General features: G+C 70.2%; 16 protein-coding genes and 2 pseudogenes. 7 read left to right on the forward strand and 11 right to left on the reverse strand.

The genetic code is table 11. The annotated features are described in order from the left end of the window. Positions 1-4: 4 nt before the first annotated feature. Together ACH4F2_RS23940 and ACH4F2_RS23945 are read right to left on the reverse strand one after the other, a co-directional pair. Complete coding sequence (locus ACH4F2_RS23940; protein ID WP_398134768.1) at positions 5-1,051, reverse strand: SPFH domain-containing protein; 1,047 nt, start codon at positions 1,049-1,051, stop codon at positions 5-7. A 2-nt stretch (positions 1,052-1,053) separates the two neighbouring features. Further along, on the reverse strand, positions 1,054-1,485 hold the full coding sequence (locus tag ACH4F2_RS23945) for an NfeD family protein (protein ID WP_398134769.1): 432 nt from the start codon (positions 1,483-1,485) through the stop codon (positions 1,054-1,056). Positions 1,486-1,715: 230 nt separating this feature from the next. Here ACH4F2_RS23945 and ACH4F2_RS23950 point away from each other — a divergent pair, with 230 nt between their 5' ends. Further along, positions 1,716-1,988 (forward strand): pentapeptide repeat-containing protein, encoded by a 273-nt coding sequence (locus ACH4F2_RS23950; protein ID WP_398134770.1) that lies wholly within the window; start codon positions 1,716-1,718, stop codon positions 1,986-1,988. Between the two features lie 45 nt (positions 1,989-2,033). After that, positions 2,034-3,656, forward strand: a complete 1,623-nt coding sequence (locus ACH4F2_RS23955; protein WP_398134771.1) for an amidase — start codon at positions 2,034-2,036, stop codon at positions 3,654-3,656. Positions 3,657-3,723: 67 nt separating this feature from the next. Here ACH4F2_RS23955 and ACH4F2_RS23960 read toward each other — a convergent pair whose 3' ends face one another. Beyond that, positions 3,724-4,464: a lytic polysaccharide monooxygenase gene (locus ACH4F2_RS23960; protein ID WP_398134772.1), complete on the reverse strand. Its 741-nt coding sequence runs from the start codon at positions 4,462-4,464 to the stop codon at positions 3,724-3,726. A gap of 269 nt (positions 4,465-4,733) precedes the next feature. Here ACH4F2_RS23960 and ACH4F2_RS23965 point away from each other — a divergent pair, with 269 nt between their 5' ends. After that, positions 4,734-5,171: a DoxX family protein gene (locus ACH4F2_RS23965; protein ID WP_398134773.1), complete on the forward strand. Its 438-nt coding sequence runs from the start codon at positions 4,734-4,736 to the stop codon at positions 5,169-5,171. Between the two features lie 258 nt (positions 5,172-5,429). Here ACH4F2_RS23965 and ACH4F2_RS23970 read toward each other — a convergent pair whose 3' ends face one another. The 3 genes from ACH4F2_RS23970 to ACH4F2_RS23980 all read right to left on the reverse strand — a co-directional run bounded on the left by ACH4F2_RS23970 (position 5,430) and on the right by ACH4F2_RS23980 (position 9,007). Beyond that, positions 5,430-6,434: a MerR family transcriptional regulator gene (locus tag ACH4F2_RS23970; RefSeq protein WP_398134774.1), complete on the reverse strand. Its 1,005-nt coding sequence runs from the start codon at positions 6,432-6,434 to the stop codon at positions 5,430-5,432. Then, on the reverse strand, positions 6,421-7,098 hold the full coding sequence (locus tag ACH4F2_RS23975; protein ID WP_398134775.1) for a HEAT repeat domain-containing protein: 678 nt from the start codon (positions 7,096-7,098) through the stop codon (positions 6,421-6,423). The genes ACH4F2_RS23970 and ACH4F2_RS23975 overlap by 14 nt, the downstream gene beginning before the upstream one ends. A gap of 454 nt (positions 7,099-7,552) precedes the next feature. Further along, complete coding sequence (locus ACH4F2_RS23980) at positions 7,553-9,007, reverse strand: MFS transporter (RefSeq protein ID WP_398134776.1); 1,455 nt, start codon at positions 9,005-9,007, stop codon at positions 7,553-7,555. Between the two features lie 201 nt (positions 9,008-9,208). Between ACH4F2_RS23980 and ACH4F2_RS23985 the strand changes: the two genes are divergently transcribed. Then, entirely contained in the window at positions 9,209-9,649 is a 441-nt protein-coding gene (locus ACH4F2_RS23985; protein ID WP_398134838.1) for a MarR family winged helix-turn-helix transcriptional regulator, read from the forward strand. A 534-nt stretch (positions 9,650-10,183) separates the two neighbouring features. Here ACH4F2_RS23985 and ACH4F2_RS23990 read toward each other — a convergent pair. From ACH4F2_RS23990 to ACH4F2_RS24005, 4 genes and pseudogenes are all read right to left on the reverse strand, one after another. Then, entirely contained in the window at positions 10,184-10,807 is a 624-nt protein-coding gene (locus ACH4F2_RS23990) for a hypothetical protein (RefSeq protein ID WP_398134777.1), read from the reverse strand. Positions 10,808-11,283: 476 nt separating this feature from the next. Beyond that, positions 11,284-12,050: pseudogene (locus ACH4F2_RS23995) on the reverse strand (MFS transporter); the annotation flags it as partial. A 238-nt stretch (positions 12,051-12,288) separates the two neighbouring features. Further along, positions 12,289-13,551 (reverse strand): SMI1/KNR4 family protein, encoded by a 1,263-nt coding sequence (locus ACH4F2_RS24000; RefSeq protein ID WP_398134778.1) that lies wholly within the window; start codon positions 13,549-13,551, stop codon positions 12,289-12,291. Positions 13,552-13,727: 176 nt separating this feature from the next. Beyond that, complete coding sequence (locus ACH4F2_RS24005) at positions 13,728-13,856, reverse strand: hypothetical protein (protein ID WP_398134779.1); 129 nt, start codon at positions 13,854-13,856, stop codon at positions 13,728-13,730. Between the two features lie 294 nt (positions 13,857-14,150). Between ACH4F2_RS24005 and ACH4F2_RS24010 the strand changes: the two genes are divergently transcribed. Both ACH4F2_RS24010 and ACH4F2_RS24015 read left to right on the forward strand, forming a co-directional pair. Further along, a complete protein-coding gene (locus ACH4F2_RS24010; protein ID WP_398134780.1) occupies positions 14,151-14,846 on the forward strand; it encodes a response regulator transcription factor in 696 nt (231 codons plus the stop codon). Then, positions 14,839-15,930, forward strand: coding sequence for a sensor histidine kinase (locus tag ACH4F2_RS24015; RefSeq protein WP_398134781.1), 1,092 nt, complete (start codon positions 14,839-14,841; stop codon positions 15,928-15,930). The genes ACH4F2_RS24010 and ACH4F2_RS24015 overlap by 8 nt, the downstream gene beginning before the upstream one ends. A 45-nt stretch (positions 15,931-15,975) precedes the next feature. Here ACH4F2_RS24015 and ACH4F2_RS24020 read toward each other — a convergent pair whose 3' ends face one another. Then, positions 15,976-16,146: a hypothetical protein gene (locus ACH4F2_RS24020; protein ID WP_398134782.1), complete on the reverse strand. Its 171-nt coding sequence runs from the start codon at positions 16,144-16,146 to the stop codon at positions 15,976-15,978. Between the two features lie 375 nt (positions 16,147-16,521). Here ACH4F2_RS24020 and ACH4F2_RS24025 point away from each other — a divergent pair. After that, positions 16,522-16,620: pseudogene (locus tag ACH4F2_RS24025) on the forward strand (transcriptional regulator); the annotation flags it as partial. Between the last annotated feature and the right edge of the window lie 26 nt (positions 16,621-16,646).

A 16,646-nucleotide genomic window follows, 5' to 3' on the forward strand; every position in this document is an offset into this window, starting at 1 on the left:
GTTCTCACCGGTCCTCGGTCGCCGGACGGGGGCGCAGCGCCTCGGACGTCACACCGTTGGCCCTGGCCGCGTCGGCGAGTGCCTGGGCGGCGGCTTCAGCGGCCTGCGCCGTGTCGTTGGCCGCCTGGGCGACGCCCTCCTCGGAAGGCTTCTCGCGGGTGGCGGGTGACTGGGGCAGCGCTTCGGTGAAGGCGCGGGACACCCCCTGGAGCGCGGAGGTGACCTCGCTGGGGATGACCCAGAAGGTGCTGCCCGAACCCTGCGCGAGCTGAGGAAGCACCTGGAGGTACTGGTAGGCGAGGAGCTTGGGGTCGGGATCGTTGCGGTGCACGGCCTGGAAGACCTCGTCGATGGCCCGGGACTGCCCTTCGGCCTTGAGGATCTCGGCGGTCCGGTTGCCCTCCGCGCGCAGGACGGCGGCCTGCTTGTCGCCCTCGGCGGTGAGGATCTGCGACTGACGCTGCCCTTCCGCGCCGAGGATCGCGGCCCGCTTGTCCCGCTCGGCCCGCATCTGCTTCTGCATCGCGTCCTTGATGGACTGCGGCGGGTCGATGGCCTTGATCTCCACCCGGTTCACCCGCAGCCCCCACTTGCCGGTGGCCTCGTCGAGCACCCCGCGGAGCTGGTTGTTGATGGTGTCGCGTGAGGTGAGGGTCTTCTCCAGGTCCATGGACCCGACGACGTTGCGCAACGTGGTGACGGTGAGCTGCTCCACCGCCTGGAGGAAGTTCGCGATCTCGTAGAAGGCCGCACGCGGATCGGTGACCTGGAAGTACAGCACGGTGTCGATCTCGACGACCAGGTTGTCCTCGGTGATGACCGGTTGCGGTTTGAAGGAGACGACCTGCTCCCGCAGGTCGATCACCGGATAGACGCGGTCGATGTACGGGATGACGAGGTTGAGGCCGGGTTTCAGCGTGCGAAGGTAGCGGCCGAGCCGTTCGACATTGCGGGCGCGGGCCTGGGGCACGATGCGCACCGCCCGCACGACGGTGAAAACCGCGAGAAGCGCGACGATCACACCGGCGACGAGAAACGCCGAGGCTTCCATGGTCACTCCCGGGGGTAGACGAGGGCGGTGGATCCGCTGATCTCCATGACGTCGACGGTCTTTCCCCGAGGAATCACCAGCGTCTCGTCGTAGGACCGGGCCGTCCATTCCTCGCCGCCGATACGGACCCTGCCCTCCATGCCCGTCACCTCGGAGACGACGTAGGCGGCCTGGCCGACCAGCGCGTCCACACCGAATCGCTCCGCCTGGGGCTGGAGGACGTGGCGCAGCGCGATGGGGCGCACGAAGAGAACGGTGACCGTGGCGACGACGGTGAACACCAGGAACTGGAAAGGCGGTGAAAGTCCGGCCGCCGCGGATCCCGCCGTGATCAGCGCGGCCGCGCCCAGCATTCCCAGGGCGGCGGTGAGGGTGAAGATCTCCGCCAGGATCAGGACCGCCGCGACGATCAGCCAGATCAGCCATGGATCCATGACGACCCTCCTGGAAGGTGCGGATGCGCGAATGGCCGGACCTATGCCTCTATTTTCACCTGCTTACGGAAAAACAGAACCCCTTCGGCACTACCGGCCGCTTTCCCGCCGCGGCGACCGGGGGGCGTCCGCGCAGGCTTGGGGGTGCGGGACACGGCGGGCCTTCCTGCGGAGGTGCCCGGCGCGGGCCTCGGTTCCCATTTTATGTTGAACGGTGGTTCAACCAAACCATGACGACAGCACCCACACCCCCGGCCACCCCTGACCACGTCATCCGCTCCGCGGACTGGTACGGGAGGGATCTGTCGGACCTCCGTTACGCCCGCGTCACGGACGTCGATCTCTCCGGCGCCCAGCTCCACAGCGCCAACCTCATCCGTTGCGACCTGCGCGGCAGCGATCTGTCCGCACTGGACCCCCTGACCGTTCAGCTCGGCCAGGCCACCGTCAGCCTCGAACAGGCCGCCGTCCTCGTCACCGCCATGGGGGTCAACGTGGTATGAGACGGCCCCTTGCGCCGCGTGGTGCCGTGGAGTGGGCTGTGCCCCATGAAGAAGAGAGAACTCGCGGCCCTGACCGCTGCCCTGGTCGTCGCCCCGCTTCTGACGGCGGGGGCACCGGGGCAGCGCGCGGCAGCCGCCGGACCGGGCACCGGCGGACCGCTGCCGCCCGTCGGCGCGCCGCTCGTCCACGGAGTGAACCTCGACACGGTGACGATCCCCGAGTTGCAGGTACGCATGAAGCGCGGGTCACTGACGTCGTCGGCGCTGACCCGGGCGTACCTGCGGCGGATCGAAGCCATCGACCCGAAGCTGAACGCCGTGCTGCGCACCAGCCCGACGGCCCTGCGCCAGGCCGCCGCCAGCGACCTCAGGCACCGCCACGGAAAGGTCCTCGGCCCGCTCGACGGCATCCCCGTGCTGCTCAAGGACAACGTGAACACCCGCGACATGCCGACGACGGCCGGGTCGCTGGCGCTGGCCGCGAGTCCGCCGGAAACGGACGCCGTTCTGGTGCGGAAGCTGCGGGCGGCGGGCGCGGTGATCCTCGGCAAGGCCAACATGTCCGAATGGGCCAACTTCCGTGCCGCGAAACCGACATCGGGATGGTCCGCGGTAGGCGGACAGACGAACAACCCGTACGTCCTGGACCGCAACCCCTGCGGCTCGTCCTCCGGTTCGGCCGCCGCGCTCGCCGCGTCGTTGGCACAGGTGGCGATCGGCACCGAGACGGACGGCTCCATCGTGTGCCCGGCCGGGATGAACGGGGTGGTCGGCCACAAGCCCAGCCTCGGACTGGTCAGCCGGTCGGGCGTCGTCCCGATCTCCGCCGAACAGGACACGGCCGGCCCCATGGCACGCAACGTGGTCGACGCGGCGCTCACCCTGGCGGTGCTCAGTGGCCGTGACACCGTGCGCGCCGGCAGCGCTGCCGCGCTCCCGGACGCGGGCGCGCGCCCCGGCGGCCTGCGCGGCAAGCGGATCGGCCTGTGGCGGCTTCCCTCGCTCGGCACGGAGGTGGACGCGCTGATGACCCGCACAGCGGAACGACTGCGCGCCGCGGGTGCCCAGGTCGTCGAGGTGGTCCCGCCCCATCAGGAGCGACTCGCCGAACTCGAGTTCCCTGCCCTGCTGAGCGAGTTCCACCGGGACATCGACGCCTACCTCGCCACCCGTGAGGGGCCCCGGAACCTCGCCGAGCTGATCGAGTTCAACCGCTCGCACCCGGCCGAACGGACCTGCTTCTCCGGCCAGGAGCTGTTCGAGCAGGCCCTGGCCGCACCGCCCACCACCGACCCGCGATACCGGGCCATGCGCGCCGAGTTGACGGATCTTTCCCAGCGGTCCATCGACGAGACCATGGCCGCGCACCACCTGGACGCCATCGCCTCTCCGGCGAATCCGCCCGCGTGGACGACCGACTGCGCGCGGGGCGACAACGACGTGATCCCGTCCTCCACCCCCGCCGCCGTCGCCGGGTACCCGTCGTTGTCCGTGCCCGCGGGGTCCGTGAACGAACTGCCGGTCGGGCTGCTCCTGATGGCGGGCGACCGCCAGGACGCCGAACTGCTGTCGCTGGGGGCGGCGGTGGAGGACCGGCTGGACGCCTGGCGGGCGCCCCGGTACCTGCCCACGTTGCCCGGCGACCCGTCCCTGCCCGGCAGTCGCTGACGGTACCGGGCCCGGCCCCCGGCCAGGTCGGCGCGCGCCCCGCCGAGCGCGCGCCGACCCGCCTCGGTCACGCGGCGGTGCAGGCTCCGAGGTCTTCCCAGACGCCCCACTCACCGCTGGTACCGGGTTCCTCACCCGTCACCCACCACTTGGCGCGCCAGTTGTGGCCGCCGAAGGAGACGGTGTCGCCGCCGGTGTAGACGCTCCCGGCGCTCCACAGCGGCGCGGTGCAGGCGCCCGGCTCACCGTCACCACCACCGTCACCACCACCGTCACCACCGCCGTCACCACCGCCGCCGATGTTGACGTCGATGCAGGAGTAGAAGGCGTTGCCGGTGTCCGCCACGTTCCAGACCGCGAGTACCTTCTGAGGGCCGCTGAGGCCTCCGAAGTTCACCTGGTGGCTCACGTCCGGGGCGGGCTGTGCGCCGTGGCCGTCGAACTCGGCGATCTTCTGGTTGCCGATGAAGTACTGCCAGGTGTCGGTGGCGTGCCGCGCCGTGTGGTGCCAGGTGAAGGTGTGCGTCGCGCCGACCGGCGTCACCCGCCAGCCCAGGCTGTCGTCGTCGAGTTCGGCGAACTGGCTGTTTCCGCCGCTGCAGCTGCGCAGGCCCTTCGGCCCTTCGACGCTCTGCGGCTCGTACTTGATCTGGCCGCAGTCGACGACGCCCGCGGCGCACTGGTCCTGTCGGCTTCCGGGCGAGGTCACCCAGCCATGGGCGTTCGCCGTGCTCGCCGGCAGGCTGACCGCGAGCAGGGGAGCGACCAGAGCTCCGACCGCGAGAGCCACCCGTCTTTTCATGTTCATGCCACACCTTTCCGTCCGGTACGTCCGTGCCGCCGCCCGCGAGGCCCGCCGCCACCGGTGCGACCGGCGCCGGCGACCGAGGACGAAGGCCGATATAGGTCTAGACCTAACGTCACTAGGTCTAGACCATAGTCATGGACGGGATCCGGTCAAGGGCCTGAGCGAAGTGGACCGACAAGCGGGAGCGTCGGCTTGGGGCCGGGATCAGCCTGCATCGCCCCTTGGCGGCCAGTCCTCCGCGGTCGCCCAGCGAGAGAGGAGCACCGCCGATGGAAGCGCTGGAACGCAGCCGGGAGTACGTGATCGGACTCTTCCGCATCGTCGTAGGACTGCTGTTCGCCTGTCATGGAGCCGCGTCCCTGTTCGACGTGCTGGGCGGTCCGCACGGAGCCGGGCCCGGGTTGGCCGAGTGGCCCGGCTGGTGGGCCGCGGTCGTCCAACTGCTCGGCGGCGCACTGGTCCTGTGCGGCCTGGGGACCCGGCCCGCGGCCGTCCTGTGCTCCGGATCCATGGCCTACGCCTACTTCACCGAGCACCAGTCCGACGCGCTCTTCCCCATCGAGAACGGCGGCGAACTAGCTACTATGTTCTGCTGGTCCTTCCTGCTGATCGCCGCCATCGGCCCGGGCCGATGGACACTCGGCCCCCTCCTCCGCCTCCGGCGTCGGACCGGCACCGGGCGGCTCGAGACGACGTCCTCTCACTGAGGCGCGGGCGCCGGGCAGCTGCCCGTCTCGTGGTTGCCTCTATCCGGCCGACGCCGCCTGCCCTACCAACACCGCCTGCCCGACCGGCGCCGTGCTGGCGCGGACGATCAACATGGGCTCCAGGGACGCGGGTTCCGGCGTCGCGCCCGACTGTCCGTCTCGGGAGCGATGCCATCGCTTGCTCCACGGTGCCGCTCCCCTCCATCCGCGCCGTCAGAGAAACCGCACACGGGCCCTGCGCACCAGGGAGAGGTTCCGTCACTCCGCGGCGCGTCTTCTGAGAAGGTACGCGGCGGTGAGCGCGACGGCGCGGTCCTCGTCCCGTGACAGCTCCGCGAGCGCACGTGACGTCGTGGCTCCCGGGATGTCGGCGAGCGCTTGTGTCAGCCGTCGGCGCGCGGACGGTTCCGCGGCACCGCGGGTGAGGCGGTCGACGAGCCCGGTGGCGATCCGGTCCGCCGACGCCGGGCGACTCGCCAGCGTGCTCAGCACATCCGCCGCGTCGACGTCGTTCGCCCCCTCGGCCACCATGTCGACGAGCGTGGGGACCGCGTCGGCCATCCCGCGCGTCCCGAGCTCCAGAGCCGCGTACCTGCGGACCGCGATGTCCGGGTGCGCGAGCGCGTCCCGCAGCAGTGCGGTCGCCGCACCGTCCGGGAACTCGGTGATGGACCGGACCGCACGCCGGCGCACCTCGGCCACCGGTGAGCCGAGCCCCTCCGCCAACGGCACCAGGCCGTCGGCACCCGATTGCGCCAGAGCCCAGCGGAGGGCTCCGGCGACGTTGGCGTCCGCCTCGTTCAGCACTGCCTCGGCCAGTGCCTCCACGGGCACCGTGACCTCGTCGGCGGAGGCCAGGGCCGCGCTCTGGCGCCTGCCCGCGCTCGGTGAGCCCAGCGCCTGGAGGAGCGTGACGGTCTGGAGGACGTCCTCCCATCCCTCGGGGCGCGCGGTACCGATCCGGCTCAGTCGCGTGAGCAGCTCCGTCTCGGCCGCGATGCGCTCCCGCGTCCGCCGGATCAGATCCTCGACGAGGTCGGAGGGCGTGAAACCGGGATCATCGAGCGCCCGCCCGACTTCACGCAGGGACAGCCCCAGTGACCGCAGGCTCTCGACGTGGAAGATCCGCCGGCAGTCCTCGTCGGAGTACTCCCGGTAGCCGGACCCTGTCCGGCCCGTCGGCCGCACCAGGCCGAGCGACTCGTAGTGCCTGAGCATGCGGGCACTGACCCCCGACTTCCGTGCCACCTCACCGATCAGCACCGCCTGTCACCCCTTTCTCGCCGTTCCCGCCGTTCCCGCCGTTCCCGCCGAGGGCCACGATGCGCTTCGCCTCCTCGATCGCGGACTCGAACCCGGCATCAGGGTCGCGCATCAGCCGCTCCGTGGCGATCGCGTGCGCGCGCACGCCGGGGTCGGGGTCCGTCATCGCCGCGCGCAGCGTCGGCAAGACCACCTCACCGAGGGCGATCAGTGCCCGGCTGAGACTCAGCCGGGTCTCACGTCCACCGCGCCCGAGCTGCGTCGACAGCGCGTCGGCCAGCTCGGACTCCTCCCCGTCCGGCACCAGTGCGACCGCCGCCCGCCAGGCGCTGCGCGCCACCTCGTCGTCGGCGTCGGACAGCAGATTCCGGGTGACCGCCGGCCATGCCCGGCGGTCACCGATCTTGGACAGCGTGTGCAGGGCCTGACTGCGTGCCTGCGCACACTCCGACCGCACTTCGATGATCAGCCTCGGGACCGTTGTCGACGCCGGGTGCCGGGTGAGCGCCCACGTCAGCATTTCCCGTACGTGGAAGTCGGGTTCGGTCGCGCATCGTTCGACGAGCCTGCCGACATGTCGCGGCTCAGGGGTCGTACCGGCCGCCAGAGCCGTACGCAGCCGCACCGACGCGCGGCCGTCCTGCAGACCCCGGAGGACTCGCATCGCATTCGTGTCGTGTTCGGGCAAGGTTATCGGGACCACCTCCTCGACCGCAGTGAAGACGTTGTCACCGTGTCAGGGTCAAGCCCGGCGCGTACAGGACCATCGGACTTCCGGCCGCCGGTCACGCTCGGAAGCGATGAGCATCGCGGAGGCGCCGACGGAGACCTGGCCCCGGGGGAGGAAACGCCGGCGCTGAGCCGCCCCCCTCGACGACCGGTCTCGAGGCTGGCCCTTCGAGTTCGCGCCGGACATCACGCGGCCCATGGAGGCGGGGCAGAAGGAGATCGAGGCGAACCTCACCCGCGAGGCAGCCACCGCCCCGCGCCGCAGACCTCGGCCACACACTCGCCGCCCTGCGCAGCCGCTGACACTCAAGAGCGCTACGAGGGGAAAAGCAGCGCCCGGTGCACCCACCCCGGCACGCGGGTGGGCGCACCGGGCGCCGGCGGTCGGCTCAGGCGCTGGCCGGCGCCTGCTCGGCCGGGGTCTTGCCGGCCGCCGAGTCACCGGTGGTACCGGTACGCACGGCGGGGATCAGCAGCGCGACGGCGGCCGACACCACGGCCACGCCGCAGCCGATCAGCAGCCCGGTGCGGAAACCGTCCTCGGAGGCGAGAGTGTGGCCGCCCATGGTGATGGTCATCTGCGCCAGGACGACGCCGATCACCGCCGACCCGATGGTCGTGCCCAGCGAGCGCATCAGGGTGTTGAAGCCGTTGGCGGCGGCCGTCTCGGAGACCGGGACGGCGCTCATGATCAGGGCGGGCATCGCGCCGTAGGCGAGGCCGACGCCGCTGTTGATGACGATACCGACGGCCATCAGGCCCCAGGCGGTCCCCATGAGCGGCAGCGCGATCCCGTATCCGACGGCCATGACCAGCGCGCCGCAGATGAGGGTGAACTTGGGACCACGGGCGTTGATCAGCTTTCCGCCGAGCGGGGAGACGATCATCATCATCACACCGCCGGGCGCGAGGTACAGGCCGGCGGCCAGCATCGACTGGCCCAGGCCGTAGCCGGTGGCCTCGGGGAACTGGAGGAGCTGCGGGGCGATCAGCATGAACGCGTACATGCCGACGCCGATCAGGACGGAAGAGGCGTTGGTGGACAGGACGCGGGGGCGGGCGGTGGTGCGCAGATCGACCAGCGGTTCCCGGGTGCGCAGCTCGTAGAGGCCCCAGACCGCGAGGGTGACGACGGCCAGAGCGAACAGGCCCAGCGTGGTGCCCGAGGTCCAGCCCCAGTCACCGCCCTTGGAGATCGCCAGCAACAGCGAGACCAGGCCGATAGCGAGACCGATGGCTCCGGGGGTGTCGAATCGCTGTCCCTTCGCACCGGCCGGCACGTCCGGGACGAAGACGAAGATCAGAATGCCGATCAGCAGGGCGAGCGCGGCCGACCCCCAGAACAGCACACGCCAGTCCGCGTACTGCGCCACGGCCGCGGCCAGGGGCAGGCCGATCGCGCCACCGATACCCATGGAGGCGCTGACCAGGGCGATGGAGCCGCTCAGCTTCTCCTGCGGAACGACGTCGCGCAGCAGCGCGATGCCCAGGGGCACCATGCCCATGCCCATGCCCTGCAGACCGCGGCCCACGATCATCGGCACGACGGACGAGGCGAGCGCGCAGACCACCGAGCCGACCACCAGCGGGACGGCGCAGACGAGCAGCATCCGCCGCTTGCCCACCAGGTCGCCGAGACGTCCGGAGACCGGGACGCACACACCCGCCACGAGCAGGGTGACCGTGATCACCCAGGCCGCGTTCGAGGGCGTGGTGTCCAGGATCTGCGGCAGTTCCGCGATCAGCGGGGTCACCAGGGTCTGCATGATCGCGGCCACGGTACCCGCCAGCGCAAGCGTCGCGACGACAGCGCCTGAGCGAGTGGTCGGCTGAGGGCCGTCCATGGTGGTGCTCCTCTACGAAGGTCAATGGGAACCGGCACCTCGAACAGGCACCGAGCGTGCATCATACATATCCTATGTACCTAACACATTCTATGTCTGTTGCATATGATGGAATCGAGTGAGCTCGAGGGAGACGCACCGCAGAGAAGAGGGCATGTGAACACGGCGGACAGGGCCACGGACCAGGTGGAGTTCGAGCAGATGCTGCTGGGCCGCTACATGCATCTGCACAAGGGCAAGGGCCGCCGCTCCGGCAGCGTTCTGGACCGCAGCGCCTACATCCTGCTCAGCCGGATCCGCACGCAGGGCCCGATGTCCATCGGCCAGCTGGGCGACGCCTTCGGGCTGGACGCCTCCACCCTCAACCGGCAGACCGCGGCCGCCGTGCGCGCCGGCCTCGTCGAGCGCATCCCCGACCCCGAGGGCGGCATGGCCCGCAAGTTCCGCATCACCGAAGAAGGTGAACGGCGCCTCGACGAGGAACGCACGGGCATCGTCGCCAGCCTGGACCGCATCATGGCCGACTGGCCCGAGGAGGACGTCGCGGCCTTCGCCGACTACCTCCGACGTTTCAACTCCGACATCGAGCGCCTCCACGGGATGCCCTGGCCGCGCACGCACGAGGCGCAGCGGCGCACCTGAGCCCCCTCTTCGAGCGCCCCGCCGACTGCGCGGCATGGGGCGCGGACACCGCGAAAGGGCGTCGGGCGACGCGAGCGGCCGAGCGGGCAAGGACGTCGGCGGCGGCTTTCCGACCCTCGCCCCACCACGTTCGACCGTGCCGGTCAGGAGCACGTGGGTGGTGGTGCCGCCGAGGATGCCCAGCAGTGCGTCGCGGCGCCACAGGCGCAGGCCGAGGGCGGCGGCCAGGACCGCGAGCGGGGCTGCGGCGCGGGCTTCGGCCACCGGCAGGGTCGTGCGGGCGGTGACCCGGCCAGGATCACCATGACCCCGGCGGGTACCCGGCTGCCGAGGTACTGGACGGTGCCGCTTTCCCGCAGGGGGACGAGGGCGGCGAGGGCCGGGCGCGCAGTCCCCGGCGAGGGGGTTCAGCTCGATGACCGCCGCGCGGTCCCGGGCTTCGGACTCGTGGAGTACGAGCCGCTGGGTCGTCGCCGGGGCAGGTGTCCAGGTGATGACTCCGGGGTGTTCGGGCCGCTGCCCTGGCCCGCCCGGCTAGTTGCGTTCCCGCTTGTAGGGCCTGTTTCCCTTCGCCACGGAGCGGAAGGCCTTGTGCACCCACTGCGCGCAGTTCTTGCACGGCGGTGCGACCTTCTCATCCGCGCCGTAGGTGGCGAGGTCGAAGGATCTCGGATTCTTGTTCCGGGCCAGCAGCGTGACGTAGAGCTGGGCTTCGGCGCAGTTCTCGAACTTCCGGTTCTCGGCCTGCTGCAGCCCGCTCCAAGGCCTTTCGTCCTCGGGAAGCCTGGCGTACATGTCCTGGACGTCCTTCGGGGCATTGCCCAGTCCGCTCCGCGCCTCCACCGCGTGCCCGTTCGACGTGGCGATCGCGAGTTTCTGATTGGCGTCGCGCGGTTCGTTCAGCTGTATCCGCTGGTTCTCGGCCCTCTTGGCCTGCTTCTTCTTTTCCCGCTGAGGATTTGCGGGTTTCCGCTGCACGGTCGGGACGGGCGCGTGGTGCGCCATCGCCCGGGAGACGGCCGCATTCCCGGCGCTGCCCTGCAGCAGCTGGACCGCCTCGGGAGAGAACGGGCCGGCTGTGCTGGAGTACCGGTGCCCGTGGGCGTCACCGGAACGGGCTGCACCATGCCGGACCAGCGGCTTGGTGGGTGCCGCCACCTCGGGAGCCCACGCGGAACCATCGCGCCTGTTCCACATTCCCGCTCCCGTCTCTCCGCACCCGTCCGGCCTGTCGCTCCAGAGTCCGAACTTCCCGAGCGGAAGGCAAGGTACGCGAGGGCAGGCATCGGGGCAACGGGTGTTGTACGCGGCACGAGGGCAACCTGCTCGACCGCGTCGCGATCGACGACGACTGCCCCGACGCCGCGCAGCAGGCAGCTGAAGCCCTCGCACGGAGCACTGCCGTCGCCCGGTCCGCTGCGGCTCGCGCAGTTCGCGCCGCGGCGAGCCGGCTTCTCCTCTGCGCGGTCTTCGCGAGCGGACTGCGGACAGAGGCCGCCCGCCGGCATGCGTTCGAGGTCCGTTCGGGAGTCGCCCGCGAAGTGGCCCGTCGGCATGCGCCCGGTCGTATCCCCGCGAGTCCCCGCAAGCGCACGTACGTACACGCGCGGCGGCGTGTCGCCCGGGGGCCCCGCTCAGCGTCGCCGGGCCCGGAGCACTACGCCGCACACGAGGGCGAGAAGCCCCGCGAGCGGCACCACCAGCAGGCCCACCCGCAGGCTCGCCGCGTCGGCGACCAGGCCCACGACCGGCGGGGAGAGCAGGAAGCCGAGCCGCATCAGCCACGAGACGAGGGTCAGCCCCGACCCGGGCCTGAGGCCCGGCAGTTCGTCGGCCTCGTGCATGGCCGCCGGCACCAGCGTCGCCACCCCGAACCCGGCCGCGGCGAACCCGAGGACCGTGCCGGGCACCGTCGGCGCGGCCAGGGCCAGGCCCTGCCGACCGCGGCGATCAGGGCACCGGAGCGGGCCACCGTGCGCTGCCCGAAGCGGTCAACGAGCCGGTCTCCGACGATCCGGCCGACGAACTGCGCGCCCACCAGGGCGACATACCCGGACGCGGCCATTGCCGCGGTGGCGTGCAGCGAGTCGGAGAGGTAAAGGGTGGCCCAGGACATGCCCGCGTCCTCGACGAGGATGCCGGCCGTGGCGATGAGCACGAGCGCGGCCAGCACCCAGCCGGTGCGCAATCCCGCCGCCGGGGACCGGGCCGGCACCGGGGCGCGGTCCCCGGCGTCGGCCTCACCGGCCGGTTCGGCGTCGGTCTCGGGGCCCGGCAGGCAGTACCGCAGGGCGACACAGGCCGCGACCGCGAACACCACGGCGGAGAACAGCAGGTGCGGCCCCCGCGGGACGTCGAGCGCAATCGCGACATCGGCAAGATACGTTTCGGTCACCACGCCTCCGCCTGGCTCACTTGGCAGCGTCATTACGCACCCAACAGCGCACGCACGGTCAACCAGGTACGTGGCCGACGCGGACACGCGGGTACGACCCGATACGCTTCTTCAGTGCAGCTTTCCTGACGACGAACAGGACCCTTGACAAGTCTCATCGTCCTAGGTCAGAGGCGCAATCGGCCTACTTGACTCAAGCCTCGGACACCCACACTCGCGAAGCGCGAGCCTGAAGCTCTCGCCGTCACTCGGGCTGCTGCCGCCCGCGCACCTCGCCCCGCGGTGTGGTGACGACGAGACGGGCCCGGGGTGCGGTGATCACCTCACGGAAGGCCGGGTCGGTAAGGAGCACGACCGGGGCTATACGGTACGACGACTCGGAGTGCCAGTGGGGCAGAGCGGCCTCGAGGACGGTCCAGGCGTCGTCGGTGGCACCGGACAGGGCGATCCTCCGGGCCGCGTCCAGAGCCTCCTGGAAGACGGGGGATTCGGGAAGCGTCGGCGGGGCGGACGCGGCGGCGTGGGGGATCCAGTCCGTGACGGGCTTGCCCTCGGACATACGGAGCTCTGGCACGAGCGCCGACGAGAAGTCCCTCCCAGGTCCGTACTCCTCCACCGTGCGACGCAGATACAGCGGCACGGCCTCCGCACGTACCTGCTCGAGGCCGACCGCCTCGATGACATGCGGACGCCCGAGGATGCCGTTGCGGACGTGGTGATGCGCGTAGGTCAAGTCGAGGAAGGCGCTCAGTATGACAGCCAGGTAGGCACCGGCCCCCGACCCCTTGACGGCGGCCTGCTCGAAGGTGGCCACCGCCCTCTCGACCTCGCCCCGCAGGGCCTGCGCACGGCCCTCGGCCACCAGCTGCTCGGCACCATCTGGATCAACGGCGCTGCCTTCGTAGCCCTTGAGTTCCTGGAACGAGTTGCGCTGCGCCGCGACCAACTCGGCGAAGGACCCGTACCGGTCGCTCAGACCCGGTTGCCAACTCGACCAGGTGTACGCGGCCCACTCCCCGTCCTGCGACACGTCCCCGGAGTCCAGCAGCCACCACTGGGCGTCGCCCTCGTCCGCGATGAGCAGGACGGGGGCCCTGACGTGCTTGCTCGCGTCGTCCGGCTCATCGTCATAGGTGCCCATGTACATGTCGGCGTCATCGTCGTCGAGCCAGTCGAGGGCGCCGGTCGTACGCATCTCATACATGAACGGGCCGAGACGCGACCAGCCGTCGGAGGCGCCCAGGAACGAGCGATAGCTGGGCGGGAGCCGGGTTGCGAGCCGGTCCTCCAGAGCCACGATCCGCTCCTCGTCCGCGCCCTCGTAGCCCAACCATCCGGTGGCGCGCTGCTCGTCGCTGACGTTGAACAACTCGCCCTCGGCCGACACCCGCAGAACATCGGCACCGTACTCAGCCAGGTAGGAGCGCCACTGTTCGACGGTCCTGAGCCGCTCCGCGGCTCTCCCGGTTTCCGGATCGGCGGCGGAATCCCCGAAGATCGATCGCACAGCACTCCTGACGTTCTGATGTCGCGATGCCCGTATGATCGCTGAACGCGCCGGGGTCTTGGGCCTGTTCAGCACACTCGGCCCAACACTCCGGCATCGTTCATGCTGGAGACGCCCACTGACATCGCGGCCGCAACCGTCGGCCCACCGGCATCGGGGGCTCAGGTCGCCGTCGGTCAGCCGGTGAGGTGGTACGCCCCCGATCCGGTGGCGAAGACCGCGCAGCTGTTCTCTCCCCGCAGGAACCTGGCGGCTCCGTACGCGAGGTCCGCGCGGTCCGCCGCCTCACCGACGGGGATCCACACCTCCGCGGTGGTGTCGGCGGGAGGAGACCGCGAGCCCGATGCCCTCCGAGTCCGTCTTCAAGAGGCAGCGCTGCGTCTCCGTCGCGCCACGACCCGGGCGTGGCCGGACGACGATATGACGGCAGGATCTCGTGGGAAGTTGGTGGTGTTCGTACAGGTCACGGCCCCGATTGTCTTCCCGGGATGCTCGTCGAAGGCGGTCGCGACGCACTGATAGACGGTGGCACGGTGTTGCCGGCGCGTATGCGGTTTTCGGTACGCGGACGATATGTGCCCCCTCGTAACATCGAGAGTATGCGTGTGTTGATCGTCGAGGACGAACCCTATATGGCGGAAGCCATCCGCGATGGCCTGCGCCTGGAAGCGATCGCGGCCGACCTCGCGGGCGACGGTGACATCGCCCTGGAAATGCTGAGCATCAATAGATACGACATCGCCGTCCTCGACCGCGATATCCCCGGCCCTTCCGGTGACGAGATCGCCAAGCGCATCGTCGCCTCGGGCAGCGGCATGCCGATCCTCATGCTGACCGCGGCCGACCGCCTCGACGACAAGGCATCCGGCTTCGAACTCGGCGCCGACGACTACCTCACGAAACCGTTCGAACTGCAGGAACTCGTCCTCAGGCTCCGAGCGCTCGACCGCAGGCGTGCCCACAGCCGGCCTCCGGTCCGTGAGATCGCAGGGCTGCGGCTGGATCCGTTCCGACGCGAGGTCTACCGGGACGGCCGCTACGTCGCGCTGACGCGCAAGCAGTTCGCCGTACTCGAGGTCCTCATCGCCGCCGAGGGCGGTGTCGTCAGCGCCGAGGAACTTCTGGAGCGCGCGTGGGATGAGAACGCCGATCCGTTCACCAATGCTGTCCGAATCACCGTCTCAGCACTGCGCAAGCGTCTCGGTGAGCCGTGGATCATCGCCACGGTCTCCGGCGTCGGCTATCGAATCGATGCACAGCCGCAGGCCGGAGACGGGGCAGAGAACCATGGCTAGGGCGTCCGGATTAAGTGTCCGCCTCAAGCTCGCCCTCAGCTACGCCGGATTCCTCATGCTCGCCGGTGCCTTGGCGCTCGCCGCCGCAGCAGTGTTCCTCCTGCGACAGGGGTGGTTGCAAACCAACGAAGAGGGGGCATGGAAAAGAAACCCGGTCATCGACTTCGTGCAGGGTTTCGCGCCTACGGCGGCCGCAGTAATGGTGTTCCTCCTCGTGTTCGGCCTCCTGGGAGGATGGGTCCTCGCCGGTCGTATGCTCGCCCCCCTGGCTCGCATCACCAACGCCACCCGCACGGCCGCTACGGGATCGCTCTCGCACCGTATCCGGATGCCGGGCCGCGAGGACGAGTTCCGCGAACTTGCCGACGCCTTCGACGCGATGCTCGCACGGCTTGAAGCACACGTCGCCGAGCAGCAGAGATTCGCGGCGAACGCCTCGCACGAACTACGCACCCCGCTGGCCGTCTCGAAGTCACTTCTCGACGTGGCCCGCACCGATCCATCACGCCACACCGGCGAAGTCCTCGACCGCCTCCATGCTGTCAATACCCGAGCGATCGACCTCACTGAAGCGTTGCTCTTGCTCAGCCGAGCCGACCAGCGATCCTTCACCCGAGAACAGGTCGACCTGTCCCTCATGGCGGAAGAAGCCACCGAAACGCTGCTCCCCCTCGCGGAAAAGAACGGCGTCACCATCGAGACCCGCGGCGACATCACCCCCGCGAGCGGATCGACGGCGCTCCTGCTGCAACTGACCATGAACCTCGTGCACAACGCGATCGTCCACAACCTGTCCGAACAGGGCAGGGTGTGGGTCACAACCGGCGTCCACTCCGGCACCGTGATGCTCACGGTCGAAAACACCGGCGAGAAACTGCCTCCACACCTGGTCTCGACGCTCACCGAACCATTCCAGAGAGGCACCGAGCGCATCCACGCCAACCAGACGGGCGTCGGCCTCGGCTTGGCCATCGTCTCAACCATCACTCGCGCACACGACGGCACCCTCACCCTCACCCCGCGCGACACCGGCGGCCTGCGCATCACGGTGGAACTGCCCGCACGCACGTCCCCGCGGTCGTGATATGCGCCCCGCCGACTATGCGGGGGGTGGTGAGGCCCTGTCGACTTACGCCAGGATCCGCCGGATGTCCCACGCGTGCTGCGCGGCATCGTGAGCATTCTCGCGCGCCACGTTCTCGGCGCGCTGGATGCCGCGTTCGGTGTGCCCGAGCACCACGTGGGCCTCGCGGGCGGCGGACACCGGGTCCACCCAGGCATCGGCCGCCCATTCCACCACAGGGCGCCGACCAGGGCCACGTCGTTGTAGAAGCGGGCCCGGCCCAGCAGATCCTGGTCGAAGCCGGGCGGCGAGCGCGGTCCCGAGAGGCGTGCTCCGACAGGAAGCCGTGTCCGGCCTCGGCGGAGAGGCTGTGGTAGCGGCGGAAGTTGTGAATCAGTCGGTTCCAGACCCGCGGGGCGGCATGGACGCGCTGCGTCTCACACTCGGCACTGCAGCAACCACCCTCCGCACCCGGCGAGCGCGCAGGCGCGCGCCTCCATCTGCAGGACGGACTCGGTGACGCGTGGCGGGGTCACGAGTCGACGTCGGAGGGGTGAAGCCTGCGGCGCGACAGCCCTCCCGACGGACCGCACCAGCGCCGCCATGTGACCAGCCCTGCTCGACGGCCGCGCCTGGACGGCCGCCGACATGGCCCGGCTTGCCGGGGTGGCGCCGTCCATCGCGAACAGCCACCGTGACCGGCTGGCGGCCTGCTCGATGAACACCGCGCGGGCCGG

The organism is Streptomyces sp. NPDC017890 (assembly GCF_044328675.1).
Taxonomy (GTDB): Bacteria; Actinomycetota; Actinomycetes; order Streptomycetales; family Streptomycetaceae; genus Streptomyces.